Origin of the sequence: Flavobacterium sp. KMS (assembly GCF_000813005.1) — a bacterium.
Classification (GTDB): domain Bacteria; phylum Bacteroidota; class Bacteroidia; order Flavobacteriales; family Flavobacteriaceae; genus Flavobacterium.
The window spans coordinates 63,753-89,905 of sequence record NZ_JSYP01000016.1 but is presented as its reverse complement, the minus strand read 5'-3'; the positions used below and the strand labels follow the sequence as shown (position 1 = coordinate 89,905).

Annotated in this window: 20 protein-coding genes; 11 read left to right on the top strand and 9 right to left on the bottom strand. The window is 32.7% G+C overall.

Annotated features, from left to right (window positions below; all coding sequences use genetic code 11):
- From OA93_RS25135 to OA93_RS16680, 7 genes are all read left to right on the top strand, one after another.
- A partial coding sequence (locus OA93_RS25135; protein ID WP_039114622.1) for a hypothetical protein occupies positions 1-938 on the top strand: 938 nt, incomplete at its 5' end.
- A gap of 174 nt (positions 939-1,112) precedes the next feature.
- The gene (gene hutH / locus OA93_RS16705) at positions 1,113-2,627 is read left to right on the top strand and encodes a histidine ammonia-lyase (RefSeq protein ID WP_039114620.1); all 1,515 of its coding nucleotides are present in this window, start codon (positions 1,113-1,115) and stop codon (positions 2,625-2,627) included.
- A gap of 48 nt (positions 2,628-2,675) precedes the next feature.
- Positions 2,676-3,320: a DUF47 family protein gene (locus OA93_RS16700; RefSeq protein ID WP_035627329.1), complete on the top strand. Its 645-nt coding sequence runs from the start codon at positions 2,676-2,678 to the stop codon at positions 3,318-3,320.
- 34 nt (positions 3,321-3,354) lie between these two features.
- Positions 3,355-4,695, top strand: coding sequence for an inorganic phosphate transporter (locus OA93_RS16695; protein ID WP_039114616.1), 1,341 nt, complete (start codon positions 3,355-3,357; stop codon positions 4,693-4,695).
- Between the two features lie 325 nt (positions 4,696-5,020).
- Positions 5,021-6,025 carry a helix-turn-helix domain-containing protein gene (locus tag OA93_RS16690; RefSeq protein WP_039114614.1) on the top strand — a complete coding sequence of 335 codons (1,005 nt, stop codon included), beginning with the start codon at positions 5,021-5,023 and terminating at the stop codon, positions 6,023-6,025.
- 51 nt (positions 6,026-6,076) lie between these two features.
- The gene (locus tag OA93_RS16685; RefSeq protein WP_039114613.1) at positions 6,077-6,709 is read left to right on the top strand and encodes a DJ-1/PfpI family protein; all 633 of its coding nucleotides are present in this window, start codon (positions 6,077-6,079) and stop codon (positions 6,707-6,709) included.
- A 116-nt stretch (positions 6,710-6,825) separates the two neighbouring features.
- The gene (locus OA93_RS16680) at positions 6,826-8,226 is read left to right on the top strand and encodes an SMI1/KNR4 family protein (protein WP_240474744.1); all 1,401 of its coding nucleotides are present in this window, start codon (positions 6,826-6,828) and stop codon (positions 8,224-8,226) included.
- 121 nt (positions 8,227-8,347) lie between these two features.
- On the opposite strand, the gene OA93_RS16675 is transcribed toward OA93_RS16680, so the two are convergent.
- The 4 genes from OA93_RS16675 to OA93_RS16660 form a co-directional block, all read right to left on the bottom strand.
- A complete protein-coding gene (locus tag OA93_RS16675) occupies positions 8,348-8,743 on the bottom strand; it encodes a tautomerase family protein (protein ID WP_039114611.1) in 396 nt (131 codons plus the stop codon).
- A 94-nt stretch (positions 8,744-8,837) separates the two neighbouring features.
- Positions 8,838-9,350, bottom strand: a complete 513-nt coding sequence (locus OA93_RS16670; protein ID WP_039114609.1) for a YetF domain-containing protein — start codon at positions 9,348-9,350, stop codon at positions 8,838-8,840.
- A gap of 92 nt (positions 9,351-9,442) precedes the next feature.
- On the bottom strand, positions 9,443-10,813 hold the full coding sequence (gene rimK / locus OA93_RS16665) for a 30S ribosomal protein S6--L-glutamate ligase (protein WP_039114607.1): 1,371 nt from the start codon (positions 10,811-10,813) through the stop codon (positions 9,443-9,445).
- 132 nt (positions 10,814-10,945) lie between these two features.
- Complete coding sequence (locus tag OA93_RS16660) at positions 10,946-13,492, bottom strand: ATP-dependent Clp protease ATP-binding subunit (protein WP_039114606.1); 2,547 nt, start codon at positions 13,490-13,492, stop codon at positions 10,946-10,948.
- A gap of 257 nt (positions 13,493-13,749) precedes the next feature.
- On the opposite strand from OA93_RS16660, the gene gyrA reads away from it, so the two are divergent.
- Positions 13,750-16,395 (top strand): DNA gyrase subunit A, encoded by a 2,646-nt coding sequence (gene gyrA, locus OA93_RS16655; RefSeq protein WP_039114604.1) that lies wholly within the window; start codon positions 13,750-13,752, stop codon positions 16,393-16,395.
- Positions 16,396-16,442: 47 nt separating this feature from the next.
- Positions 16,443-17,711: a tetratricopeptide repeat protein gene (locus OA93_RS16650; RefSeq protein ID WP_039114602.1), complete on the top strand. Its 1,269-nt coding sequence runs from the start codon at positions 16,443-16,445 to the stop codon at positions 17,709-17,711.
- Positions 17,712-17,808: 97 nt separating this feature from the next.
- Here OA93_RS16650 and nth read toward each other — a convergent pair whose 3' ends face one another.
- From nth to OA93_RS16635, 3 genes are read right to left on the bottom strand one after another with little or no spacing between them, the layout of a single operon-like run.
- Entirely contained in the window at positions 17,809-18,447 is a 639-nt protein-coding gene (nth, locus tag OA93_RS16645; protein WP_039114600.1) for an endonuclease III, read from the bottom strand.
- A gap of 2 nt (positions 18,448-18,449) precedes the next feature.
- On the bottom strand, positions 18,450-18,842 hold the full coding sequence (gene msrB / locus OA93_RS16640; protein ID WP_039114599.1) for a peptide-methionine (R)-S-oxide reductase MsrB: 393 nt from the start codon (positions 18,840-18,842) through the stop codon (positions 18,450-18,452).
- Between the two features lie 49 nt (positions 18,843-18,891).
- Entirely contained in the window at positions 18,892-19,758 is an 867-nt protein-coding gene (locus OA93_RS16635; RefSeq protein WP_039114598.1) for an alpha/beta hydrolase, read from the bottom strand.
- A gap of 204 nt (positions 19,759-19,962) precedes the next feature.
- Between OA93_RS16635 and OA93_RS16630 the strand changes: the two genes are divergently transcribed.
- A complete protein-coding gene (locus OA93_RS16630; protein ID WP_039114596.1) occupies positions 19,963-20,772 on the top strand; it encodes a M48 family metallopeptidase in 810 nt (269 codons plus the stop codon).
- A gap of 110 nt (positions 20,773-20,882) precedes the next feature.
- Here OA93_RS16630 and OA93_RS16625 read toward each other — a convergent pair whose 3' ends face one another.
- Positions 20,883-22,580, bottom strand: coding sequence for a hypothetical protein (locus OA93_RS16625; protein ID WP_039114594.1), 1,698 nt, complete (start codon positions 22,578-22,580; stop codon positions 20,883-20,885).
- A 293-nt stretch (positions 22,581-22,873) separates the two neighbouring features.
- Here OA93_RS16625 and OA93_RS16620 point away from each other — a divergent pair, with 293 nt between their 5' ends.
- Positions 22,874-24,205: an MFS transporter gene (locus tag OA93_RS16620; protein ID WP_039114593.1), complete on the top strand. Its 1,332-nt coding sequence runs from the start codon at positions 22,874-22,876 to the stop codon at positions 24,203-24,205.
- A 57-nt stretch (positions 24,206-24,262) separates the two neighbouring features.
- On the opposite strand, the gene OA93_RS16615 is transcribed toward OA93_RS16620, so the two are convergent.
- Positions 24,263-26,110 carry a serine hydrolase gene (locus OA93_RS16615; protein ID WP_082001831.1) on the bottom strand — a complete coding sequence of 616 codons (1,848 nt, stop codon included), beginning with the start codon at positions 26,108-26,110 and terminating at the stop codon, positions 24,263-24,265.
- Between the last annotated feature and the right edge of the window lie 43 nt (positions 26,111-26,153).

The window sequence follows — 26,153 nt, the reverse complement described above, 5'->3', positions numbered from 1 at the left end:
GTGGAGTAGATGTAAGCTGGTCTGTTGTGGGAGGTACTGGTATTACGTACAATGTTTACAGAAACGATAATCCTGTAAAAATTAATGCCGCCCCACTTACAGAAGCAAAATTTAAAGATGTACTTACATCTACTGGTTCTTTTACATATACTGTTACTGCTAATTCAGGAGGTATGGAAAGTGTAAAAGGAGTAGTTTCTGAAAAAGTAATATTAGAACTTCCTAAAACAAGAACTGTAGAATCAATTAGTAATGTAGATAATACAAAAACGGAATATACATTTACTTATGATACTTCTAATATTACTAAATTAGTTAGTATAACGATTAAAAGTACTATGATAAAATTAAGTGATCAAACAGTAACTGAAGGAATTAGAACGATTATGTACACTTATAATGGAAATTTAATTACTAAAGTAAATAACTATAAAGCTGCTACACCTTCTACTGAATATGTATATAATGAAGGGAATAAAGAAATAGCTATGATAAGTACAAAATCAGATGGAAGTATCGATTATACAGTGAATTTTGCACATAATGAGGATGGTACAATTACTGAGACGAGCGACTTATCTGGTTGGGGTACTTGGGTTTATGCTTATGAAAAAGGAAATACAGTAAAATATACTTATTCAGCTTTGAAATATGGTTCTACTAATTATGTTGAAACATGTAATTCTATTTTTGATACAAAGAATTCTTATTCAAAAAACATTCTAGGATTTAATAACCTTATTACAGAAGGGGGAGGAGTTAATAATCAAATTAGCTCATCAATTATTGGAACCAATGATGGGAGGGTAGTCACTACCAGATCATATAAAACTGAATATACTTATAATGAAAATGGTTATGTTTTAACAAAAATGAAATACATTATGACACTTTCAGCACCAGTACTAACTGAAAAAACAGTTATTACTTATTATTAATTTAAGAAGTTTTCAATTACTTAAAATTATAACAAAAGCAACCTATTTAGAGTTGCTTTTGTTATTTAGACTCAGTCCTCTAATTTTTATTTGCTATTAAGATTAAATAATCCTCAATAAACATTGCTTTTTAATATTGATTTGCTGAATTTTGACATTCAAATACAATATAAAATGAGCAACATTCATTATATCAGTACTGAGTTACTGAATTTAGAGCAATTACAAGAGATAATCGTAGAGCAAAAAACATTAGAACTATCTGATGAAGCTAAAATCAATGTTCAAAAATGCAGAGATTATTTAGATAAAAAAATGGCTTCACATTCTGAACCTATTTATGGTATCAATACAGGATTTGGATCACTTTGTAATGTGAAGATATCTAATGAAAATTTATCTAAACTTCAAGAAAACCTTGTGAAATCTCATGCTTGTGGAACAGGCGAGGAGGTGCCACAAGAAATTGTAAAATTAATGTTATTGCTTAAGATACAATCATTAAGCTACGGACATTCGGCTATACAATTACAAACATTAGAACGTTTAGTTTCTTTCTACAACAATGATATTTTACCAGTTGTTTATACGCAAGGATCACTTGGAGCATCTGGAGATTTAGCTCCATTAGCACATTTATCATTGCCGTTGTTAGGTGAAGGTGAAGTATATTTTGAAGGGAAGAAAGTACACTCAAGTGAAGTTTTAAAACACTTTAACTGGGAGCCAATAGTATTAAAATCTAAAGAGGGATTAGCATTATTAAACGGTACGCAGTTTATGAGTGCTTACGGAGCTCATATTTTAATGAAAGCTTATAAGTTCTCTTATTTAGCCGATTTAATTGGAACAATTTCTTTGGAAGGTTTCGACGGAAGAATCGAACCGTTTCATGAATTGATTCATTTTATTCGCCCTCATAAAGGACAAATTGTTACCGCACAACGTATCAAAGAATTTTTAGAAGGAAGCGAAATCATATCTCAGGTAAAAACGCATGTTCAGGATCCATATTCGTTCCGTTGTATTCCGCAAGTTCATGGAGCTTCAAAAGATGCGATTGATTATGTGAGAAAGGTTTTTAAAACAGAGATAAATTCGGTTACTGATAATCCTAACATATTTGTAGAAAGCGATGAGATTATTTCTGGAGGAAATTTCCACGGGCAACCTTTGGCTTTAGCCTTAGATTTTATGGCAATTGCTTTGGCTGAATTAGGAAGTATTTCTGAAAGAAGAACGTATCAATTAATTTCGGGATTACGTAATCTTCCTGCATTTTTGGTAGATAATCCAGGATTAAATTCAGGATTAATGATTCCGCAATATACAGCAGCAAGTATTGCTAGTCAGAACAAGCAATTAGCAACACCATCTAGTGTAGATAGTATAGTTTCTAGCAACGGACAAGAGGATCACGTGAGCATGGGAGCAAATGGAGCTACCAAAGCATTGCGTGTTATGGATAATTTAGAGCGCATTCTTGCTATCGAATTATTAAATGCTTCGCAAGCAATTGCTTATAGAAAACCGTTGAAATCAAGCGACTTTATCGAGATGTTTTTAAGCAGCTATCGCGAAGTTGTACCGTTGGTTACTGAGGATAGAATCCTACATTATGATATCGAAAAGACAATTTCATTTTTGAATAGTTTCCAAATTGAAAATGATTTGTTAACAATGGCTTAACATAGCGAAAGAATAATGAAGTAATTTTGCAGTATTAAAAATATAAAAATGTCAATAAACAGTATTTTCCAATTTTTAGTGCCGAAAGACAAGAAATTCTTTCCACTTTTTGAAGAAGCATCAAGCAATTTAATTGAGTTAGCTTCTAACTTACACGAAGCAGTAAACCTTCCTTTGAAAGAAAGAGAAGTACTTTTTCAAAAGATTGATGAATTGGAACAAAAAGGCGAGGATATTACTCGTCAGACAAATCTAGAATTAAGCAGAAACTTCATTACTCCATTTGATAGAGAAGATATTCATACTTTGATTACTTCTATTGATAACGTAGCCGATTATTTACATGGTGCTGCAAGCAGAATGAAGTTGTATCAGGTTGATAAGATTACAAAATCTATCAGAAAAATGACTGAAATCAATCTTGAAGCATGTCAGAATATTGATAGTGCAGTAAAAGAATTGAGAAATTTAAAGAATTTCAAAGTCATTAAAGATGCGTGTGCCAGAATTAATAAACTGGAAAACAAGTCGGATAATGTTTATAACAAAGCAGTTTTTGAAATTTTTGAAAACGAAACAGACGCTAAAAATATTATTAAATATAAAGAAGTGTTATCTGTTTTAGAATCTGCAACAGATAAATGTAAGAGTGTTGCAAACATACTAGAATCTATTTCTGTAAAACATTCTTAAATTCAATTTATTTCAATTCTGAAGTTATAATTTTATGACGCTACTTATAATTATTATAGTATTAGCTTTAATCTTTGATTACATCAATGGTTTTCATGATGCGGCAAATGCTATAGCTACAGTTGTTGCTACAAAGGTATTAACGCCTTTTCAAGCCGTTCTTTGGGCAGCATTTTTTAACTTTTTGGCTTATTGGGTTTTCGGTTTTGGTGTAGCAGATACTGTTGCTAAAACGGCAAACACTATGGAAATCAATCTAGTTGTGATTTTGGCAGGGGTTATCGCTGCTATTTGTTGGAACTTATTAACTTGGTGGTTAGGAATTCCTTCAAGTTCATCTCATACCTTAATTGGAGGTTTTGCTGGTGCTGCAATTGCTCATGCAATCGCTGTACATGGTTTCTCTGGTTATGTAGGAGAAGATGGTACTACACAATATTGGTATCAAATTGTAAGCTGGTACAAAGCAGGAAAAGACGGAGGGATGCCCTCGGGAGTTCTCGTCATAGTTGCTTTTATCGTTTTAGCACCGTTGTTAGGAGCATTGGCTTCTTATTTAATTTCTATTTGGTTATTGAACTCTTCTAAAAAAAGTATTTTACCAAAGTTATTCACGATTGCTTTAATGATTTTTACAGCTGTTTTTATCTATTACCAAATGATTCCTTATGAAACAATCATAAAGGATGGAGGAAAACCTCGTTTTGCGTCTTCAGAATTTTGGAGCGTTGTATTAGAGGCACATAATATAAAATGGTTTTTGGTAGGATTTATTATCTATTCAATTTCAGCATTTGCTTTGATATTTAGTAGTTTAAATCTTCATCAGGCAGATGGAGCACTGAAAAAAATGCAATTACTATCTTCGGCTGCTTTTAGTTTAGGTCACGGTGGTAACGATTCTCAAAAAGTAATGGGTATTATTGCAGCAGCAGTTGCGGTTTATATTCATACAAATCCAGGTGTACATATGGATGCTTGGTTAGATGTGGTACTTCCGTCAGATGATGGAGCATTCAAGATGCCATCTTGGATTCCTTTAGCTTGTTACTCTGCAATTGCAGCAGGAACATTAAGTGGTGGTTGGAAAATTGTAAAAACAATGGGTTCTAAAATCACTAAAGTAACTTCATTTGAAGGTGTAGCTGCAGAAACTGCAGGAGCATTAACATTATACTTTACAGAGCATTTTAAAGTACCAGTAAGTACAACACATACTATTACAGGATCAATCATCGGGGTTGGATTAACAAAACGTGTATCTGCCGTTCGTTGGGGTGTAACAGTAAGTTTATTATGGGCTTGGGTATTAACGATTCCTGTTTCGGCACTTTTAGCTGCGATAGTGTATTATATACTTAGTATTTTTATATAATAGAAAAAAAGTATTTGTGAAATGTGAGATTCAAAATTGCATTTTAAACCTATAAAAAAAAGCTAGTTTCTTTATTGAGACTAGCTTTTTTTGTTTGTTGCATGTTTTTTACTGCCTAAATTTTATTTTCTATTATTTAAGATGTTGATTTAAAAAGATTAATCTTTCTGAAGCTTTAATAATATAAAAGACAATTTAATGGTTATTGACTTGTTTTTTAAAAACTAGTTTTTTTAGAAGTTTTCATTCGTGTTAATTGCAAGGATGGCATAAATTAAGGTAAAATTGGCATTTACGCCAAATATGAAGTTTATACCTTTGAATTATGGAAAAAAAACTGATAGTTATTGTTGCAATACCTGATATGCTTATTCTGGATCTTGCAGGTCCTATGGATGCATTTCGCCTTGCAAAACATCTGATTGAAGAACAGGATAAGCAAATTAAATCTTTTAATTATGATGTTGTAATTGCATCACCTATGGACGAATTATATTTAGGTAATTTTAATGGTTTAAACTTTAGTTGTGATAAGAAAGTTGTTGACATTGTTGAGCCAATTGATACCCTTATTATTAGTGGATTTTCCTTTAAAACTCCACCACAGGATTATCTGATTTTTCAAGAATGGTTACAGAAAAATGCATACAAAATCCGTCGTGTTTGTTCCGTTTGTATTGGAGCATTTTTATTAGCAGGATCAGGATTGTTGAATGGTAAACATGCAACTACACACTGGATGTATTGCGACTTACTAAAAAAGAAGTATCCCCTAATTCAGGTAGAATCGAAACCTATTTATATACAACAAAATTCAATATATACAGCTGCGGGTGCATCAACTGGTATTGATTTGTGTTTGGCTTTAATTGAAGAAGATTGTGGAAAGGAAATAAGTCTTTCTATAGCAAAAATATTAGTTATGTATTTACAAAGACATGGTAATCAGAGTCAGTATAGTAACTTTCTCTTACAGCCTGTGGTAGATAGTATGATTATTAAAAAACTTCATTTCTGGATATTAGAAAATTTACATAAGCCGATAACTGTTCAAAATATGGCTGAAAAAGCAGCTATGAGTCTGCGTAATTTTAATAGAGTCTTTACTGCCGAAACAGGAATTACTCCTGCTAAATACGTAGAAAAAGTACGATTAGAAACAGCGAAAAAATATTTAGAAGAAACAGATCATGAACTAAAAAATATAGCACATCTGGTAGGATTTGTATCAATAGATACTATGAGAGGAGTATTTATGAAACATTATCAGATTTCTCCCGCTGTTTATCGCATACAGTTTCAGAAATCAGACTTTAATCTGCTATTATAAAACCGTAGCGTTAAAAATATAGAATAATAATTAAAATTAAAATCATTTAAAATGGAATCAAAAAAATTTCCACAATTCAACGAAAAAAAAACAATAAAAGTCGCGTTTCTAGTATTTGATCAAGTTGAAGCACTTGATCTGAATGGTCCTATAGATGTATTTGCCAAAGCTAATTTTTTTGGTAACAGATTTGAGCTCTATAGTGTTTCCCCAAATGAAAATTTGGTGTATTCTGAAGGTAATATCCTTCAAATCAAAGCTACTTATAATTTTTCTAATGCTCCACAGGCAGACATTATAGTGATTCCCGGAGCAGAACCATCTTTAGCAAAGCAGATTGGGGATAGTAATATTGAGATTGCCGAATGGATTAAAAGTCAACATAAGGCGGCTGCATTGATATTCTCAGTTTGTACAGGCTCCGTGATTCTTGCTGCAACTGGAATATTGGATAATAAAAAAGCAACTACTCATTTTGGAGCAATGCAGTATTTAAAGATGCATGAAAGTATTGAGATTGTTGAAAATGTACGATATGTCTTAGATGATGAAGTACTCACCACTGCAGGAATCACTTCGGGTTTAGACGGAACATTATATGTAATTGAAGAAATATTGGGTAAGGAAATTGCTGAGAATGTTTCGAAAATACTGGTTTACAATCGCGATGCGGTTTATGAATAATTAAATTTAAATTTATTAAATGAAAGCTACAGGAGTAAAAAATCTTGTAGCTTTTTTGTTTGTTGAAATAATTTGTGCAAAAACTAAAATAGAGTACATTTATTCTATTCTAAAAATTGAACGAAGGAATAAAGATTAAAATGGAAGAATCGAATAGTAAGTTCATAGGTGAACAAATAGAAAGGATTAAAAGTAAGTTAGTTGAAGCTAAACAGATAGATAAAGACTTAAAAGTATTTGGCGCTTCAAGTCATAAGTATATCTTAGGAGAAGTTGTAAATGCAGAAGATATATTAAAGTTTGAAAACGAATACAGTGTAGAGCTTCCTAATTGTTATAAAGCGTTTTTAATGAATATTGGTAATGGGGGAGAATCATTCTCTTCTTCGGCTGCAGGCCCTTTTTACGGAATATATCCACTAGGAAAGAATGTAAATGACTTAATCTATGAAAATACTAAGGAGTATTTAAAAGGAGATTGTATCCTGTATCCTAAAATGTCAGATGAGTATTGGGACGATTTAATCGAAAAAACAGAAGAAGATACCATTTCAGATGACGATTATGAAAAGGAATTAGGTAAGATATATGGCGGAATATTGCCTGTTGGTGAGCAAGGTTGTTCTTGTTATCATGCAATTGTTTTAAATGGAGAATTTAAAGGAAGAGTTGTAAATATTAATAGTGAAAGATATAATCCTCAATTTACTTTCGAATTGAATTTTTTAGATTGGTATGAAAGATGGCTTGATGAAGTAATTTCGGGTGATTTAATGCAGGATAATGTAGGATGGTTTGGGTACAAAATAGGAGGTTCTTTACAAGATATTCTAAAAATGTACTTTTTGACTAATGATGATGAGGTGAAGAGCGATTGTTTGACAGGGATTTTAATCAAGCAAAAGCTAGATGCTGAGACATTAGATATAATCGAAGAAGAATATAAAATAAGTAATGGCGAAATTCAAAAAGAGTTACTTCAGATACTCGCAAAATTTGATTATGAACGTGCATATCCTTATTTAGTTGATTTTGCCGATGTGAGTTTATTGCATGTTTTTCAATTTGTATTTTGGTATGCAAAAGACAAAAGTTCAGATTGGCTAGGAGTAATCGAGGCGAATATAGAAATGATAAATGACGACGAAACTTTTAGTTTTTGTGCGTATTTATTAAAAGAAATGAATATCGATTATAGCTATCTTATAGTTCCTTTTACTGAAAGTGATAATGAGAGTATAAAAGTTACTACATATTATATGCTTGGTCAATTAAGTAATAAAAATAATTATATTGATGCTTTTATTGTAGGTTTAAATGATAGATCAAATAGGGTTATTCACACGGCTTTGCAAGCTTTAAATGGGGTAGAAGACAAGAAGCTTTTAAAGCATTATAAAAGTATCGCAGAAAGATTTCCTGTAGAGCAAGATTATATTTTGGTAAATCTAAACCACAGACTTAAACCGCTAGGACTATCCAATACTACAATTAAAGATTTGGTTCTAGACGCTTAAAGTAATTTTAATTCTATAAAAAAAGAGGATAATTTCATTGAAATTATCCTCTTTTTTATGATTTATGCTTTCCTGCAAAGTCTTTTTTGACCTTGTAGGTATTTAAATGATTATTTCTATTTTAAACTTCAACTTTAAATCCTAGATCAACATCATATGCTGATTGTCCTCCCTGAACACCCCAACTTTCTTTCTGACTGTCTCTAACAACAATTAAAACATGGTCTTTAGGGATGCCTAATTCAGATAAGTTTTTAGTTATTTCACTGAATAGTTTTCTTTTCGCATCAATAGAACGTCCCGAAAATGCATCAACACTTATTAAAGTGTATAATTCAGGTTGAGTTTTAGTTGGTGAAACTGCAAATCTATGTGGCGGATGAACTAAAAGTCTGACGGTTTTATCTTCAGGTGGGATCTGGAAAGCTGTTACCATTGCAGAATGAACTGCATCGATAATTCTAGTACCTTCTTCTTCGTTATAGTCTTTTCTAACTTCTATTAAAATTGCCGGCATAATATTTTTGTGTTTGAGCTACTTGGTTTTAGTTGTTTTGACTGATGTTGATCCTTTTGACTTTATGACTTTTAAACTTTCGACTTACTTTTAACTACTTCTGAAAGTTTTTGTGATTGTGTTTTCGCTTGTATATTGTTTGCTTTAAATGATTTGTACTTTTTGAGATAATACTTATTGTACCATCTATTTCTAGCATGGCTAATTTTACCTCTTTATAATGTTCTACGCCATGTTCCCGCATAGCTTCTTCAATTTCATCCGAAGATATATTTAATTTACTTAGCGATTTAAAATCGATATGTCCATTATGAATGAGAACTTCAGGTTTTTCTAGCAAAAGATTATGTAGTCCTTTGTATTTGTAGGTAAGTTTTTTTAGAATATAATTAATGATAAATAATACGGCTGCTGCGGCAATTCCTCCTAAAAGGCTTGTGTCGCTACCAACCATTGCGTTCTGGACAGCATTACTAATTAATAATATCAGGATTACATCGGCAGTATTGAGCTGAGATAATTCCTTTTTTCCAAAAACACGTAATGCGATTACCATAAAAAAGTAAACCGAAGCACTGCGGATGACAATATCGAGATATGGATTCATTTTTTTAGTATTCGGTTTTTTAGTAACAGTGTTTAGTAACAGTATTCAGTTGCAGTAACTGAGACTGTAAACTGCAACTGTTTACTAAAAAATTATCTAAGTTTAAAATTCTTTTCGATAGCTTTTATCATTTCACTGGCAACATCTTTATTAGTAGCTCCTTCAATTCCTTCTAAACCAGGAGAAGAGTTTACTTCTAGTAATAAAGGCCCTTTTGATGAACGTATAATATCTACACCAGCAACTTTTAAATCCATTGCTTTGGCAGCTTTTATGGCGATTCTTTTTTCTTCGCTAGTTATTTTTAATATCGATGCGGTTCCGCCTAAGTGAATATTTGCTCTAAATTCACCAGGCATGGCTTCACGCTGAATAGCTGCAACTACTTTTCCGTCGATTACAAAACAGCGTATATCTTTACCGTTTGCTTCTTTAATGAACTCTTGTACCAGAATATTAGCATTTAGGCTTTTAAAGGCATTTATAACACTTTCTGCAGCCTTTTTTGTTTCAGCTAATACAACACCTTTTCCTTGAGTTCCTTCTAATAGTTTTACGATTAAAGGAGAGCCTCCAACCATTTTTATCAAATCGTCGGTATCTAAAGGAGAATTAGCAAAACCGGTTGTCGGAATATCAATTCCGCTATGCAATAATAATTGTAAAGAATATAGTTTATCGCGTGATTGGGTTATTGCTGAAGCAGAGTTTAAGCAAAAAACCTTCATGGCTTCAAACTGGCGTGTTAATGCACAGCCGTAAAAAGTTATGCTTGGGCGAATACGCGGGATAATAGCATCAAATTCATTTAGAATTTTTCCACCACGATAATGAATTTCGGGTGTTTTGGCATCGAGTTTCATGTAGCATTCTTTGATGTTCAAAAACTGCATGTCATGACCTCGCATTTCGCCAGCTTCCATGATTCTTTTGTTGCTGTATAATTCAGGGTTACTAGCCAAAAGACCAATTCGTAAACCGGAACTTGCTTTTTCAGAATTTTGATATAATTCTTTTAGTGTGTCAGATGAAGGTTGCCCTAAAAGATATTTTTCCTCAGGATCAACAAGTACTCTACCGCTCATTGCTTCTCGGCCTAAAAGCATCCTGAAACCCATTGAATCTCGATTGGTCAAAGTCATTTCTATAGGCCATTTGGTATCACCAATTTTTAAACTGGTTTGTATAACATAGCGTTGCTCTCTAAAACCGCTAGAGCTTTTTACAACCCTTTTGTCTACTAGCGGAGCTTCGCAATGTATTATTGTTTTTGTGTTGTTTTGTATCGGATTAATATCAAATTTAACCCAATTTGCATCATTTTTTATAAAAGGAGCTATGTTAATGGCATGCATCGCCGAGGTTTTTGCACCCGAATCTACACGTGCTTTAATTGTAGGGATTCCCAATTCAGGAAATGAGCACCATTCTTCGCTACCTAAGATGACTTTATTTTGAAGCATAATTTGATTTGTTTTACTTAATCAAAAGTAAATATTTGTTTTTAATAATTGACCGATTTCATATAAAGAATAAACCCGTTATGTTATAAAAAACGTAACGGGTTTATGATTTGTTATAAAAAATAAATTATATTATTGATTTGTTGGTTCTTCTGCTTTATGAACATCAACAGTAAGTTCTTGTGATTCTTCATTTAAATCAATTAAGATTTCATCGCCTGAAGTAATTTTAGAAGTAATTATTTCTTCTGCTAATATATCTTCAACGTATTTCTGAATCGCTCTTTTTAATGGTCTTGCTCCAAATTGCTTATCAAAACCTTTATCTGCGATGAAAGCTTTGGCTTTATCAGTAAGATTTAATTTGTAACCTAACTCTTCTACACGTAAGTATAGTTTTTTAAGTTCAATTTCGATAATCAAATCGATATCGCTTTTCTCTAAGCTATTGAATACAATAACATCATCAATTCTGTTCAAGAATTCTGGTGCAAATGTTTTTTTCAATGCATTTTCGATAATACTTTTAGAATTATCATCGGCTTGAGCAATTTTTGCAGCAGTTCCAAATCCTACTCCTTGACCAAAATCTTTTAATTGTCTTGCTCCAACATTAGAAGTCATGATAATTATAGTGTTTTTAAAGTCAATTTTACGACCTAAACTATCGGTTAAATAACCATCGTCTAGAACTTGAAGCATCATGTTAAATACATCTGGATGTGCTTTTTCAATCTCATCTAAAAGTACCACACAATACGGTTTTCTACGAACTTTTTCGGTTAATTGCCCACCTTCTTCGTAACCAACGTATCCCGGAGGCGCTCCAACTAAACGAGAAATAGCAAATTTCTCCATGTATTCGCTCATGTCAATACGTACTAAAGCATCTTCAGAATCGAATAATTCTTTTGCCAGAACTTTTGCTAGTTGTGTTTTACCAACACCAGTTTGTCCTAAGAAAATGAATGATCCAATAGGTCTGTTTGGGTCTTTAAGACCAGCTCTGTTACGTTGTATAGAACGAGCAATTTTTAAAACAGCTTCGTTTTGACCAATTACTTTGTCTTGAATTAATTCAGGAAGTTTGGCTAATTTGTTACTTTCTGTTTGTGCAATTCTGTTTACAGGAATTCCTGTCATCATAGATACTACATCGGCAACATTATCTTCGGTTACAAGAATTCTATTATTTTTAGAGTCTTCTTCCCATTGTTCCTGAGCTATAGCTAGTTCTTTTTCGATGCGTTTTTCGTCATCGCGAAGTTTAGCAGCTTCCTCGTATTTTTGTTTTTTAACAACTACGTTTTTCAGTTCACGTACTTCTTCTAGTTGACGTTCTAAATCAAGGATTTGTTTAGGAACATCAATATTAGTAATATGCACACGAGATCCAGCCTCGTCAAGAGCATCAATAGCTTTGTCTGGTAAGAAACGCTCCGACATGTATCGGTTTGTTAATTTAACACAAGCTTCGATTGCTTCTGGAGTATATGTTACGTTGTGGTGATCTTCGTATTTGTCTTTGATGTTGTTTAAGATTTCAATTGTTTCTGCAACAGAAGTTGGTTCTACAATTACTTTCTGGAAACGTCTTTCTAAAGCACCGTCTTTCTCTATATATTGTCTGTATTCATCAAGAGTAGTTGCTCCAATACATTGGATTTCTCCTCTTGATAAGGCAGGTTTAAACATATTCGAAGCGTCTAGAGATCCAGTTGCACCTCCAGCACCAACGATAGTATGAATTTCGTCGATAAAAAGGATGATATCATCATTTTTCTCTAACTCGTTCATTACAGCTTTCATTCGTTCTTCAAACTGACCACGATATTTGGTTCCTGCTACAAGGCTTGCTAAGTCTAGGGTAACTACACGTTTGTGAAATAAGATACGGGATACTTTTTTCTGAACAATACGCAAGGCTAGTCCTTCGGCAATAGCAGATTTTCCTACTCCAGGTTCACCGATTAATAAAGGGTTGTTCTTTTTTCTACGGCTTAAAATTTGCGAAACGCGTTCAATTTCTTTCTCACGCCCTACAACAGGATCTAGTTTTCCTTCCTCTGCCATTTCTGTTAAATCTCTCCCAAAATTATCTAGAACAGGTGTTTTTGATTTTTTGTTGGACTTATTGGCTGGATTATTAAAACTTCCTTCTTTAAGACTGTCATCTTGTCCTGAATCATCATTATATGATTCGTTTCTTGGCAAGTTTTCTAAAAATTCTTCTTCGCTTGGAGTCATATTTAAGTATTGTTCTTTAGCTATATCATAATCTATTTTTAGCTTATTCAATAGCTTGGTTGTTGGATCGTTTTCGTTTCGTAAGATGCATAAAAGCAAGTGTGCCGTACTAATAGATGAACTCTGGAATACTTTGGCTTCTAGAAATGTAGTCTTTAGCGCTCTCTCAGCTTGACGTGTGAGGTGCAGGTTTTTTTTCTCTACATTGACTTCGGCACTAAGATTGGCAGGGCTCAGTATTTCGACCTTCCTACGTAAATGCTCTAAATCGACTGCTAGGTTATTTAATATATGAATGGCTTTTCCGTTTCCATCCCTTAAAATGCCTAGCATCAAATGTTCAGTACCAATAAAGTCGTGACCCAATCTTAAGGCTTCTTCTTTACTGTAGGTAATAACATCTTTTACTCTTGGTGAAAAATTATCATCCATAATATATAATTAGTATTGTAAATTTAGTGAATTAGTGTATGAAAAACAAAAACCATACCCATTAGAAACTCATGTCAGCTAAGGGACGAAAAAAATAATAATAAAAGAGTTAAATAAGATTTAAATTATTAACTAAAATGTAAAATAAAGTTGTTAATAAATCATTGAAATAAGTAGGGGAAAATACCCTCAAAAATTTCAAAAAGGCGTATATTGGCACGTTTTGAAACTAATATAATTTTTTAATATAACAACTTATGTCTGAAGGAGAAAAGTTAATTCCTATTAACATAGAGGATGAAATGAAATCAGCTTACATCGATTATTCGATGTCAGTAATCGTATCAAGAGCACTTCCAGATGTTAGAGATGGCTTGAAACCAGTGCATCGAAGAGTTCTTTACGGAATGTATGACTTAGGAGTAACATCAAAATCTGCCCACAAAAAATCTGCGAGAATCGTAGGGGAGGTTTTAGGTAAGTATCACCCACACGGAGATACTTCAGTATATGATGCCATGGTACGTATGGCTCAAGAATGGAGTTTACGTTATTTATTAGTGGATGGCCAAGGTAACTTTGGTTCTGTAGATGGAGATAGCCCGGCAGCAATGCGTTATACGGAGGCTAGAATGCGTAAGATTTCAGAAGAAATAATGGCTGATATCGAAAAAGAAACAGTTGATTTTCAATTGAACTTTGATGATACTTTATATGAGCCTAAAGTAATGCCTACCAGAGTTCCTACCTTATTGGTTAACGGAGCAACAGGTATTGCAGTTGGTATGGCTACAAATATGCCACCACACAACTTAACAGAAGTTATCAATGGTACATTAGCGTATCTTGACAATAACGATATTGAAATTGACGAATTAATTACTCATATTAAAGCTCCCGATTTTCCAACAGGAGGTATAATATATGGTTATGAAGGCGTTCGTGAAGCATTTAAAACAGGTAGAGGACGTATTGTAATGCGTGCCAAAGTAGGTTTTGAAGAGGTAGATGGTAGAGAATGTATCATCGTTACCGAAATTCCATACCAAGTTAATAAAGCAGAAATGATCAAACGTACTGCTGATTTGGTAAATGATAAAAAAATTGATGGAATTGCAAATATCCGTGATGAATCAGATAGAAACGGTATGCGTATCGTTTATATCCTAAAACGTGATGCAACTCCTAATGTAGTTTTAAATACATTATATAAATATACATCATTACAATCTTCTTTTAGTGTAAATAATATTGCACTGGTAAAAGGTCGCCCACAAATGTTGAATCTAAAAGATATGATTCACTATTTTATTGAGCACCGTCATGATGTTGTAGTTCGTAGAACAAGATTTGAATTACGTAAAGCAGAAGAAAGAGCTCATATCTTAGAAGGTTTAATTATTGCATCAGATAATATTGATGAAGTAATTGCTTTAATAAGAGGTTCGAAAAACACCGAAGAAGCTCGTGAGAAATTAATCGAAAGATTTAAATTATCAGATATTCAGGCACGTGCAATCGTAGAGATGCGTTTACGTCAATTAACAGGTCTGGAACAAGATAAGTTAAGAGATGAGTATAATGAATTGATGAAATTAATCGATCATTTGAAAGCATTATTAGCAGATGTAGACTTAAGAACTAATTTGATTAAAGAAGAACTTATCGAAATCCGTGATAAATACGGAGATGCGCGTCGTTCATTAATTGAATATTCTGGTGGAGACGTAAGTATCGAAGATTTAATTGCCGATGAGAATGTTGTAATTACAATTTCGCATGCAGGTTATATCAAGCGTACAAACTTAACAGAATATAAGACACAAAATAGAGGAGGAGTTGGACAAAAAAGTGCAGGAACAAGAGATCAGGATTTCCTTGAGCATATGTTCGTAGCGACCAACCACCAGTATATGATGTTCTTTACCCAAAAAGGAAAATGTTTCTGGATGCGTGTTTATGAAATTCCAGAAGGAAGCAAAACGGCAAAAGGTAGAGCAATCCAAAACTTAGTAAACATTGAGAGCGATGATAAAGTAAAAGCTTTCATTTGTACACAAGACTTAAAAGATAAAGATTATATCAACAGTCATAATCTTGTAATGGTAACTAAAAAAGGACAGGTTAAGAAAACTTCTTTAGAGAAATATTCTAAACCTAGAGTAAATGGTGTTGCTGCAATTACTATTAAAGATGGTGATGAATTACTTGAAGCTAAATTAACTAACGGAGAAAGCCAAATTATCTTAGCTGTTAAGTCAGGTAAATTGGTTCGTTTTGAGGAAACCAAAACGCGTCCGATGGGAAGAACAGCTTCTGGAGTTCGTGGAATTACCTTAAAAGACGATACTGATGAAGTAATTGGTATGGTTACTGTTGATAAAGACAACGTTAACGATTCACAGATCCTTGTTGTAACTGAAAACGGATACGGTAAACGTACTAAATTAGTTGATGATGATGGAGAAGATGTTTACAGAATTACTAACCGTGGAGGAAAAGGAGTAAAAACTCTTAATATTACCGAAAAAACAGGTAAACTTATCTCTATTAACGCAGTTACAGATGCTGATGATTTAATGATTATCAATAAATCTGGATTAACAATTAGAATGGCCATTGAAGATTTACGTGTAATGGGTCGTGCAACGCAAGGTGTTCGATTAATTAACCTTAAAGGTAAAGATTCTATTGCAGCTGTTACTAAAGTTATGAAAGATGATGTTGCAGAAGTTATTGTTGATGAAGATGGTAATGTTATCGAAAGTGTTATCGAAAGAGTAAAACCAGATTTAGAAGTTCTTGAAGACGATGGAGTTGTTGAAGACGATGAAGACGACGAAGATGATGTTGAGGACGAAGACGGAGATGATTCAGAAGAAGAGGAAGAGTCTGAAGAATAAATAATAAGAACCCAACAAACAATTTAAATAAATCAAAAATTAGAATTATGAAAAGTAAATATGTAATACTAGCGTCAGCATTATTGATATCGGTAGCTACTTTTGCTCAAAAAGATCAAATTAAAGACGCTGAAAAAGCATTGAAAAATGGCGATTCTAAATCGGCTATTACTATTCTGGATGCAGCAGATTACCTAATTGTAAATGCAAAAGATACTGAGCAAGCTCAATATTATTTCGTAAAAGGAAATGCTTATTTAGATATGGCAAAAAAAGGAGTAGAAGAAAGTAAATACCTTCTACTTGCTGCAGATGCATATAAAGCATTAATTGATACTGAAAAAACATCAGGAAAAGTTAAGTATTCAACTCAGGCTGCTGCTTCAATTACTGATATCAAAGGAAGATTGATTAATGGAGCTATAGCAGATTCAAAAGCTAATAAAAATGCTGATGGTGCAAAAAAGATATATGATGCTTATTTGTTAGACAAAAAGGATACTATTAATTTGTATTATGCTGCTTCTACTTATGTAAATGCAGGAGACTATACAGCTGCTTTACCTTTGTATGAAGAATTAAAAAAACTGAATTATTCAGGAAAAGGAACAGCTTACTTAGCAACAAACAAAGCTTCAGGAGAAGAAAATGCATTTAATACTGCAAGTGAAAGAGATCTTGCTGTTAAGATTGGAACTCATGAAAAACCAAGAGTAGAAGTTTCTCCTTCTAAAAGAGGTGAGATTTATAAAAACATCACTCTTATTTTAGTTCAAAGTGGTAAAATTGAAGAAGCTAAAAAAGCAGTAGCTGAAGCTAGAGCTGCAAATCCAGAAGATTCTTCATTAATCTTGACTGAGGCAAATTTATACTTAGAAACTAAGGACTTTGAGACTTATAAAAAATTAATCGGAGAGGTTTTGAAAAACAATCCAAACGATCCTGATTTACTTTTTAACTTAGGTGTACTTAGCGGAAATGCTAAAAATGCTGCTGATGCTGAGAAATATTATACTAAAGTAATCGAAATCAAGCCTGATTATACTAATGCTTATATTAACCTGGCTGCATTAAAATTAGAGGACGAAAAGCCTATAATTGATGAAATGAACAAGCTTGGGACATCTGCAAAAGATATGAAGCGTTATGATGAATTGAAAGCTAAAAGAAATAATCTTTTTAAAAGCACAATTCCTTATCTTAAAAAAGCTTCTGAGTTAGATCCTAAAAATGAGGATATTTCTAAGACACTTTTAAACGTTTACAGCGCACTTGAAATGACAGCTGAATACAAAGCATTGAAAGCAAAAATGTAAAATTATTTTGCAAGCATAAAAAAACCGAGATTTATATCTCGGTTTTTTTATGCTTTGTAAAGATGTACCGCAGTGCATCTTCTTTCTCTATTAATTTTTAAGAACTGAGATAATAATTGCAATGTGAGTTAATCAGACATTCATTGCATTTTGGTTTTGGACGACAAATTTCTCTTCCTAAAAATGATATTGCCATTCCTATTTCTCCCCAAATATCCTTTGGTAAAATCTGCATTAATTCTTTCTCTACTTTATTACCGTCTTTAGATTCATTTGTTAATCCAATTCTTGGAGCAACTCGTATAACGTGTAAATCAGCAATAATTCCTTCTGCAGGTTTTTTCGATTCTCTCAAAATTACATTTGCAGATTTTCGACCAATACCTTTTAAAACAACCAGATCTTTCATTTTCATCGGGATGTTTTCATCTTTTTTAAGAGTATTTGCAATTTCTATTAACCATTCCGCTTTCGTTCTGTAGTTTCTAACTTTACTAATGTCAGCAAAAAGTTCTTCCAGATTTGTTGCAGCAAGACTTTGCATATTTGGATATTTAGCAAAGAATGTAGGTGCAATGGAGTTAATATTTGCATCAGAATCTTGTGCAGACAATATGACTATTACAAGCAGCTGATACGTGTTTTTATAATCCAAAGGATGTTTTCTTCCCTTATATTTAGCAAGAAGAGGCTCTAGATTTTCTTTCCAATTTGGCGAATCTCCAAATAAATCCATGACTATTTGTCTTTAAAATCTATCGATAAGGAATTTACACAATAGCGTTGTCCAGTTTCAGTCGGACCATCGTTAAATACATGTCCCAAGTGACTTCCGCAATTGGCACATAAAATTTCAGTTCTTTTCATACCATGGCTCACATCCGAGATATATTCTACTTTACCTGGAATCGATTCGTCAAATGAAGGCCATCCACAATGTGCATCAAATTTTGAGTTGCTCTCAAACAAAAGTTCATTACAAGCACCACAACAATAAACGCCTTTTTCGAAATGAAGATTGTATTCTCCAGTATGCGGGCGTTCAGTTCCTTTTTGGCGAAGTACTTGATAACGGTCATTACCAAGTTGCTCTCTCCATTCTTGTTCTGTTTTTTCGATTGGATATTTCATGTGTTTTATTTTAATTTATTTTATCAAAAAGTAAGACTAACAAAATTAGTTACTTATGTTCGATAAATTGTACGGTTTTATTAATAACATTAGTATTGCCTAATATTTTTCGATGACCTAATCCTTCAGTTAATATTAGTGTACCATTTTGTAAATGTTCATTAATATGAATTCCAGCTTTTACGGCAACTTCAGGGTCATCTTTATCATGAATAACCAAGACAGGAATAGTTACAGCTGCTGCGGCTATATATGCCGAAAAATCATTCATTTTTATGTTGTGCTTTTCTTCAAAATAGTCACGTAAACGAATGCCTATTTCTGGTTTTAATTCTAGTTTAGCAACAAAGTCATCAACAATATCCTGAACAATATCACCGCTACCAATAAGTACTGCTCGATTAATCTTTAGTCCCTGCTTAATAGCGTTTAATACAGACATACCGCCTAATGAATGCCCGACTGCAGCTACAAAAGGACCATATTGTTTTTCAATCTCTAAGATTGAAGCAATAAAATCTACCATATGAGTAGTTTTTCCAGGAGATTTTCCGTGAGCAGGAGCGTCAAAACTTATGGTTTCATAACCATGCTTAAGTAGTTCATCGGCAATCTTAAATAATTGCGTTCCGCGGCCTGACCAACCATGAACCAATAGAATCTTTTTTTGGCTTTGGCCAAACTTATAAACAACAACTTCTTTATTAATCGCAGGAACTTTTATTGTATTCTGGATGCTTTTATGATCCATTTCTAGTTCTCTTTTCGGAACTTTATGTTTTATTGGAGTTATAAAAAGTTTTATTGCATAGGAAGTAACCCACTTAGGTGAAATGAAATTAAGGAGTTTGCCTGTAAATATTATAAATTGAGGAACTTTTAATGATTCTGCAGGGCTAGGCTTTTTTTTAGACATTATAATACGTTTTAAGGAGCTTTTGTTGTAATCAAATTTTAAAAATATAAAAGTAACACAATTAATAAAATCTATTGATAAGTTATAATTTAATAAATGTGCGATGCATAGGATAATAATCTAATTATGATATTTTTTAAACGAATTGTATAAAAAATGAATTTAGAATAATCGTATTTTTGTATGTCATTAAATGTAAAAGTCATGAGAAATAAATTATTGTTGGGAATATTCACTATAGCTTCAGTGTATTCATGTGCAGTAAATCCTGTTACGGGAAAAAAGAGTCTTAATTTTGTTTCTAATAGTGAGTTATTTCCATCTTCGTTTCAGCAGTACAATACTTTTATTAAAGAAAATAAAGTAATTACAGGAACTGCCGATGCTAAGCGAGTTGAAGTTGTTGGAATGAAAATTAAAGCAGCAGCCGAGAAATATCTAACTTACTTAGGACAATCTCAATATCTTAAAGATTATCGCTGGGAATATAAATTGGTAGATAATAAAGAGGTGAATGCCTGGTGTATGCCAGGAGGTAAAATTGTAGTTTATTCTGGTATTTTGCCAGTAACTAAAGATGATGCTGGTTTAGCAACAGTTCTAGGGCATGAGGTTTCGCATGCTTTGGCTAATCACGGTGCACAACGTATGAGTGCAGCTCAATTACAACAATTAGGTGCAGTAGGAGTTGCTGCAGTAACAGGTAGCCAGAGTGCTGACAAGCAAGAAATGTGGCAAAAATATTATGGAATTGGCTCACAAGTAGGAGTGATGCTCCCATTTAGCCGAAATAATGAAAGTGAAGCTGATAAGATAGGGTTAACGCTTATGGCAATTGCAGGATATAACGTAGATGAATCTATAGCTTTTTGGAAAAGAATGTCGGCTCAATCTTCGGGACAAACGCCAGAATTTCTTAGTACACACCCATCTGATGCTACTAGAATTGCTAATTTAAATGCGTTAATTCCAGAAGCAAAAGCTACAGCGCTTAAAGTTGGTATTATTAAGTAAAAAGAATTTATAGGTTTTGAAATATATAATTAAAAACCTTGGAATAAATTAAAACAAAAAAGATTGACCTTTTAAAGTCAATCTTTTTCTATTTAGTATTTGTTTGAATGTTATTTTGTAACAGTCATTTGTGGGTATACGCTATTTGTTGCTGGGTTAATAACTCCAGTAGCTAGGTAACCATTAGCATCTTTAATAGTAATATTTTTGATATTACTTGTTTTTGCTACACTAAGAATATTGATTTTTCTGAATGGAATACAAAGATTGAATTTAAAACTATTTGCTGTGATATCCTTTGCAGCAACCGTTACTTTTTTGGCAGTTTCTAATACAGTTCCTGTATCCGAATATACATCATAAGTAACTTCTAAGTTACCAGAAGAAAGTACTTTACCAGTAATTGGGTATTTGTAATCTAAAGTAACATCAAAACCATAAGAATAAAGACCACTACAAGGTAATGCAGAAGTTTTAACTGATCTGAAATTAGATACGGTCATGGTTTTTTTGTATTCTCCAATATTCCATAATACTTTGTTTTCTTTAAATAATTCTGTAGTATAAACAGTTAATCCTAAAGCTCCAAAAGAGAAAGTTCCTGAAGAATAGAAATTTCCTGTAGAAGCAAAAGCAGATGGTTGAGTTAAACTTCCGTTTCCAATAGTAAAGCTGTTTATTCCGAATACAATATTTCCTTTTACATCTAAAATATTAGAATCTAATAATTGAATTTTAGGTTTGATTGATATTTTCATATCCGTACTAACTTCTCCTGCTAAATCACCTTCAGTAATTTTTGAATTTGTGATAGTATTTTCATAGATAAAATGACTCTTTTTTCCAGGAATACCATTATAATAAGCAAATCCTATTTTGAATATTCCATTTGAATTAATGGCAAAATGAGAACTTTTTGATAAGTTAGCTTCAACTTCCATTGGGAAAGCAATTTCATCAATACTTATTTTTGCAGGAATATCTCCTAAAAGATCTCCAGCAGGAATAGTAACATCTATTTGTACTTTTTTAAGTAAGTCTAAAAGATTTGCAGGAACATTATCGATTAGGTTATAAGAGTATTTTTTATTTACAGCTCCAGCAAAGTTATAATATGGGTTGATAGCGCTGTTAATTTGATAATACACTTCAATTTCGTTAGGAAGTAATTTAGACTTTCCGAATCCTATTTTCATGCTAAGAACTGAATTTACAGAAGTATTTGGACTCATAGAGAAACCGTCAGCCTTATATTCAGTGATGTTATTGAAAATGTCATAAGTAAAACTGTTGTCATAATTACCTCTTGCAGTAAGTAATGAAGTGTTTTTAGATCTTAAAGCTTTTTCATTTTCTTGTACATCCATCGATAGTTCAATAGAACCACCTTGAAATAAATCCCCTATATGAGCATCAGCTGTTTTCAGTGAGTAGCTATTATTGTTCTTAGTAACACTAGCTATTGTTCTGAAATATACTTTACCTTCATCAGATGTTAAGTAAATTAAGTTTCCAGCAATAAGTTTTTCAACTACGTCAGAAGTTGAAGTTTCAATTTCGAAATTACCACTTTTCATTTCTGCCTCTGAGCTAGTAATTATAGCATTTTCAGAAGAAATTTTTGTTAAATCTGGGTTTACAGTTAAGTTTTGGAGTTTATAAGTTACCCCATCTGCAGATCCGGACGCATTGATTACTTTGGTAGGATCAGTAACGGTCGAGGAAAGGTCTTTGCTCAAATCATTATCATTGGAACATGATGTAAGCGTCATAAAACCAGCAATAAATAAGTAGAAGATTTTTTTCATGATTTATTTTTTTTAAATTCGAAACAAAATTACCTTGACAGAAGTCTTAAGATTACCCCAAAAGATTATTAAAATGTTTAAATAAGACTATATTTTGCTTTTTAAAATAAGACGTATTTTGTTTTAAGAAAACATAACTATTTTTTAAGCTTTTTATCGAGTTGTAAAATGATGTGGTTGAGAAGGATAAAAAATTATCAACAACAGGTTATTTAATGTATGTTTTTTCAGAAATCTATTTAATTACAAATAATAAATAGATAAATTCGCAGCCTATTAACGAAACTATTTTTATGAAAAACTTACCAAAAGGTGATAAGAAATTATTAAATGCGTGGGCATTTTATGATTGGGCAAACTCGGTTTATACTCTGACTATAGCATCGGCAGTATTCCCAATATTTTACGAAGCTTTGTTTGCAGAACGTGATCATTACATTCATGTTTTTGGGATGAATCTTAAAAATTCTGCTTTAATTAGTTTTATAACTGCGATGGCCTTTTTGGTTGTTTCTTTTATTTCCCCGTTATTATCAGGAATTGCTGATTATGTGGGAGACAAAAAAACATTTATGAAGTTCTTTTGCTATATGGGAGCCTTATCTTGTATGGGACTATATTGGTTTAACCTTGAGAATATATACGTAGGATTAGCATTTTATTTTCTGGGATTACTGGGATATTGGGGAAGTTTGGTTTTTTATAATTCGTATTTGCCAGATATAGCTTTTGTAGAGCAGCAGGATAATATTAGTGCCAAAGGATATTCTTTAGGATATATAGGTAGTGTTGTTTTATTACTTCTCAATTTAGCTATGATAATGAAACCAGAGTGGTTTGGAATTGAAGGAACAGAAACAGAAAAAGCTTCAAATGTGGCTATGCGTTATTCCTTTTTAATGGTAGGAGTTTGGTGGATATTATTTAGTCAGTATACCTACTATTATTTACCAAAAGGAAGTAAAGATAAAGGAGAAAAATTAACTAGATCTGTAATTTTTAATGGCTTTAAAGAATTAAAAAAAGTCTGGGCATTATTGAAACAAAATATTCCTTTACGAAGATATTTGGGCGGATTTTTCGTTTCAAGTATGGCAGTTCAAACCGTTATGCTTGTTGCTACTTATTTTGGAGCACAGGAAATTCAATGGTCATCCGAAGAAGAAAGCACTATTGGGTTAATTAAATGTATTTTAATAATTCAATTAGTAGCTGTTATTGGTGCTGTATTTACTTCGAGAGCTTCTGCAAAATTTGGAAATATTCCAACCTTGATTGTAATTAATATTATTTGGGCAATTTTTTGTGCACTAGCTTTTTTCATCACATTACCAATTCATTTTTATGTGATGGCTACAGTTGCTGGATTTGTAATGGGAGGTATTCAAGCGTTGTCACGTTCTACGTATTCCAAGTTATTACCTGAAACAGAAGATACTGCTTCATTCTTTAGTTTTTATGATGTGGCTGAAAAAGTTGGAATTGTAATCGGAATGTGTGTTTACGGTATAATTGATCAAATAACGGGAAGTCCGCGCGCAGCGATTGTAATTTTAGGAATCTTTTTTGTAGTAGCTATTTTTCTATTAAGAAGAATACCTAAAAATGACATGGTAAATAAGTAAAATATAATTATAAGATAATTACTTCGCCACTATTAATATGTTGTGGCGAAGTAAAAATTATTTGTTTATTCTGTTTTCGATTTTAGCGAGCATTTGCTTGGCATTATCATTTTTAGGATTTAATTCTAGTGATTTTTGATAGTTCTTTTTTGCAAGATTTAGATTCCCAGTCAATTCATAAATTTCCCCTAAACTGTCGTATGTATTAGCCGAATTTGGGTATTCATTACAATTAAGAGCGAAAATTTGAATAGAAAGATTCGTCTGATTTTTGTTGTAAAAACTATACCCTAAATTGTTTAATGTATTTTCAAAATTGAAATCTGGATATTTTAATCTCAATTTATTGAATTTGGCAACAGCCATTTCAAAATTAGCATCACTAAAAATTTCGATTGTTTCTGTTTGAGGAGTTCTTATTTGATCCAGCGTGAGTTCTAGATTTTTTACCTTATAACCTTGGCGAGAAATAGTTATTCCTTTTAATTCATTACTTCCGTTTAAGTTAAATTGAATGGTATTTGGATAATTATTAATCTTAAAAGTATTGTTCCCTATATAGTACATTTTGCTTTTGTCCTCCTCAAAATTTTCTTTTAAAAACGGAGAGTTGAGGTATAGCTTTTTGTTCTCTTCAAATATTTGAGTAGTTCCCATTCTGTCATATCCATATAAGATTTCAGTATAATATCCTTTTATAGCTTTGCTTAACGCCAAAGGAATATCCTTTGTAGTTTTTTCATTAATAGGTGTATACCAATTAAGTTTATTAATGACTTCTTTCTCTACATAGCTCATTAGAGGTAAACGATTAGGTTTATCACCATTTGCCAAAATAGCTATTCCATTACCATTTGTCATTGTGCCTAATAATTCTCCGCCTGTTCCAGTGTTAGAACCATCATGAGAGAACCAATCTTGATTTCCCCATCCCAGACTTCGTTGCCAACCGTAACTCCAGCCTCTGGCACCGTTGAGGGTAACAATATTGGTAACTTTTTTGGCAACAGCCGTAGAAATTACTTTATTTCCTTTTCCTAATAAAGCCTTTTGTATTTCGATGGTAATTGTTGCCAAATCAGTAGGAGTAGACCATAAGCCCGATGGCGCTACTTGAGGCGTTATAGGGATTCCTGTTCTAATGATTTTGCCTTTGCTATTATGTACTTTAGCAATGTTGGTTAAAAATCCTTTTTCATTAGGCTGTAACATTGTTGAGTTTTGCAACTTTAAAGGATCAATAAGGTATTCTTTTACAATTTCGGCAAGTGGTTTGCCAAGATGATCTTCGAGAGCGCATTGAATAATTACATAACCACCACCGCTATATTCCCAATTAGTTCCTGGTTTAAATAGGAATTTAATTGCCTCTTTAGACCTTGGAAGCAATTTTCCTTGTAAACTCTCTATAATTGTCGGTATTGAATCTCCTGTGTAATAATCTTCGAAACCTCCCTGACTTGTTCCAGCAGTATGAGATAAAAGTTGTTTCCACGTTACATCGATATCTTTTGTAAAATCACTTTTTGGTAATTGCCATCTTTTAAGATATTTAGAAATTGGATCATCTAGGTTAATTATGCCTTTTTCTTCTAGAATCGCACAAACTATTGCGGTGATAGGTTTAGAGATTGATGCTGTTGAAAATGCGGTATTTGGATTGATTTTTTCTTCAGAATCTGCTGCTTTTGTTCCCCATTCATTTGTCCAGATTATTTTATAGTTTTCAAAAACAGCAACACTCAGTCCTTTAAGGTTATACTTCGTCATTAATGATGCAGTGCTAGCCTTTAGGCTATCTAGGGCGATGATTTTATTTGCTGGTTTTTCCGTATATTCTCTTTTTTGCCCAAAAGACAGGGCACAAGAAAGCACCAGAAGGAAAATATAAATTATCCGTCTCATTTTTATCGAGTTTTAAAAGGGTTTTTTAGGGATTATATCCCTT

Bases quoted from the DNA above. Each gene is read 5' to 3' on its own strand.
- OA93_RS16700 (WP_035627329.1), top strand. From the start codon at position 2,676: ATGTCAATAAACAGTATTTTCCAATTTTTAGTGCCGAAAGACAAGAAA.
- rimK (WP_039114607.1), bottom strand. From the start codon at position 10,813: ATGCTTCAAAATAAAGTCATCTTAGGTAGCGAAGAATGGTGCTCATTT.
- msrB (WP_039114599.1), bottom strand. From the start codon at position 18,842: ATGAAATATCCAATCGAAAAAACAGAACAAGAATGGAGAGAGCAACTT.
- OA93_RS16625 (WP_039114594.1), bottom strand. From the start codon at position 22,580: ATGAAAAAAATCTTCTACTTATTTATTGCTGGTTTTATGACGCTTACA.
- gyrA (WP_039114604.1), top strand. From the start codon at position 13,750: ATGTCTGAAGGAGAAAAGTTAATTCCTATTAACATAGAGGATGAAATG.
- nth (WP_039114600.1), bottom strand. From the start codon at position 18,447: ATGGATTTATTTGGAGATTCGCCAAATTGGAAAGAAAATCTAGAGCCT.
- OA93_RS16695 (WP_039114616.1), top strand. From the start codon at position 3,355: ATGACGCTACTTATAATTATTATAGTATTAGCTTTAATCTTTGATTAC.
- OA93_RS16615 (WP_082001831.1), bottom strand. From the start codon at position 26,110: ATGAGACGGATAATTTATATTTTCCTTCTGGTGCTTTCTTGTGCCCTG.
- hutH (WP_039114620.1), top strand. From the start codon at position 1,113: ATGAGCAACATTCATTATATCAGTACTGAGTTACTGAATTTAGAGCAA.
- OA93_RS16620 (WP_039114593.1), top strand. From the start codon at position 22,874: ATGAAAAACTTACCAAAAGGTGATAAGAAATTATTAAATGCGTGGGCA.
- OA93_RS16685 (WP_039114613.1), top strand. From the start codon at position 6,077: ATGGAATCAAAAAAATTTCCACAATTCAACGAAAAAAAAACAATAAAA.
- OA93_RS16690 (WP_039114614.1), top strand. From the start codon at position 5,021: ATGGAAAAAAAACTGATAGTTATTGTTGCAATACCTGATATGCTTATT.
- OA93_RS16675 (WP_039114611.1), bottom strand. From the start codon at position 8,743: ATGCCGGCAATTTTAATAGAAGTTAGAAAAGACTATAACGAAGAAGAA.
- OA93_RS16635 (WP_039114598.1), bottom strand. From the start codon at position 19,758: ATGTCTAAAAAAAAGCCTAGCCCTGCAGAATCATTAAAAGTTCCTCAA.
- OA93_RS16630 (WP_039114596.1), top strand. From the start codon at position 19,963: ATGAGAAATAAATTATTGTTGGGAATATTCACTATAGCTTCAGTGTAT.
- OA93_RS16650 (WP_039114602.1), top strand. From the start codon at position 16,443: ATGAAAAGTAAATATGTAATACTAGCGTCAGCATTATTGATATCGGTA.
- OA93_RS16660 (WP_039114606.1), bottom strand. From the start codon at position 13,492: ATGGATGATAATTTTTCACCAAGAGTAAAAGATGTTATTACCTACAGT.
- OA93_RS16670 (WP_039114609.1), bottom strand. From the start codon at position 9,350: ATGAATCCATATCTCGATATTGTCATCCGCAGTGCTTCGGTTTACTTT.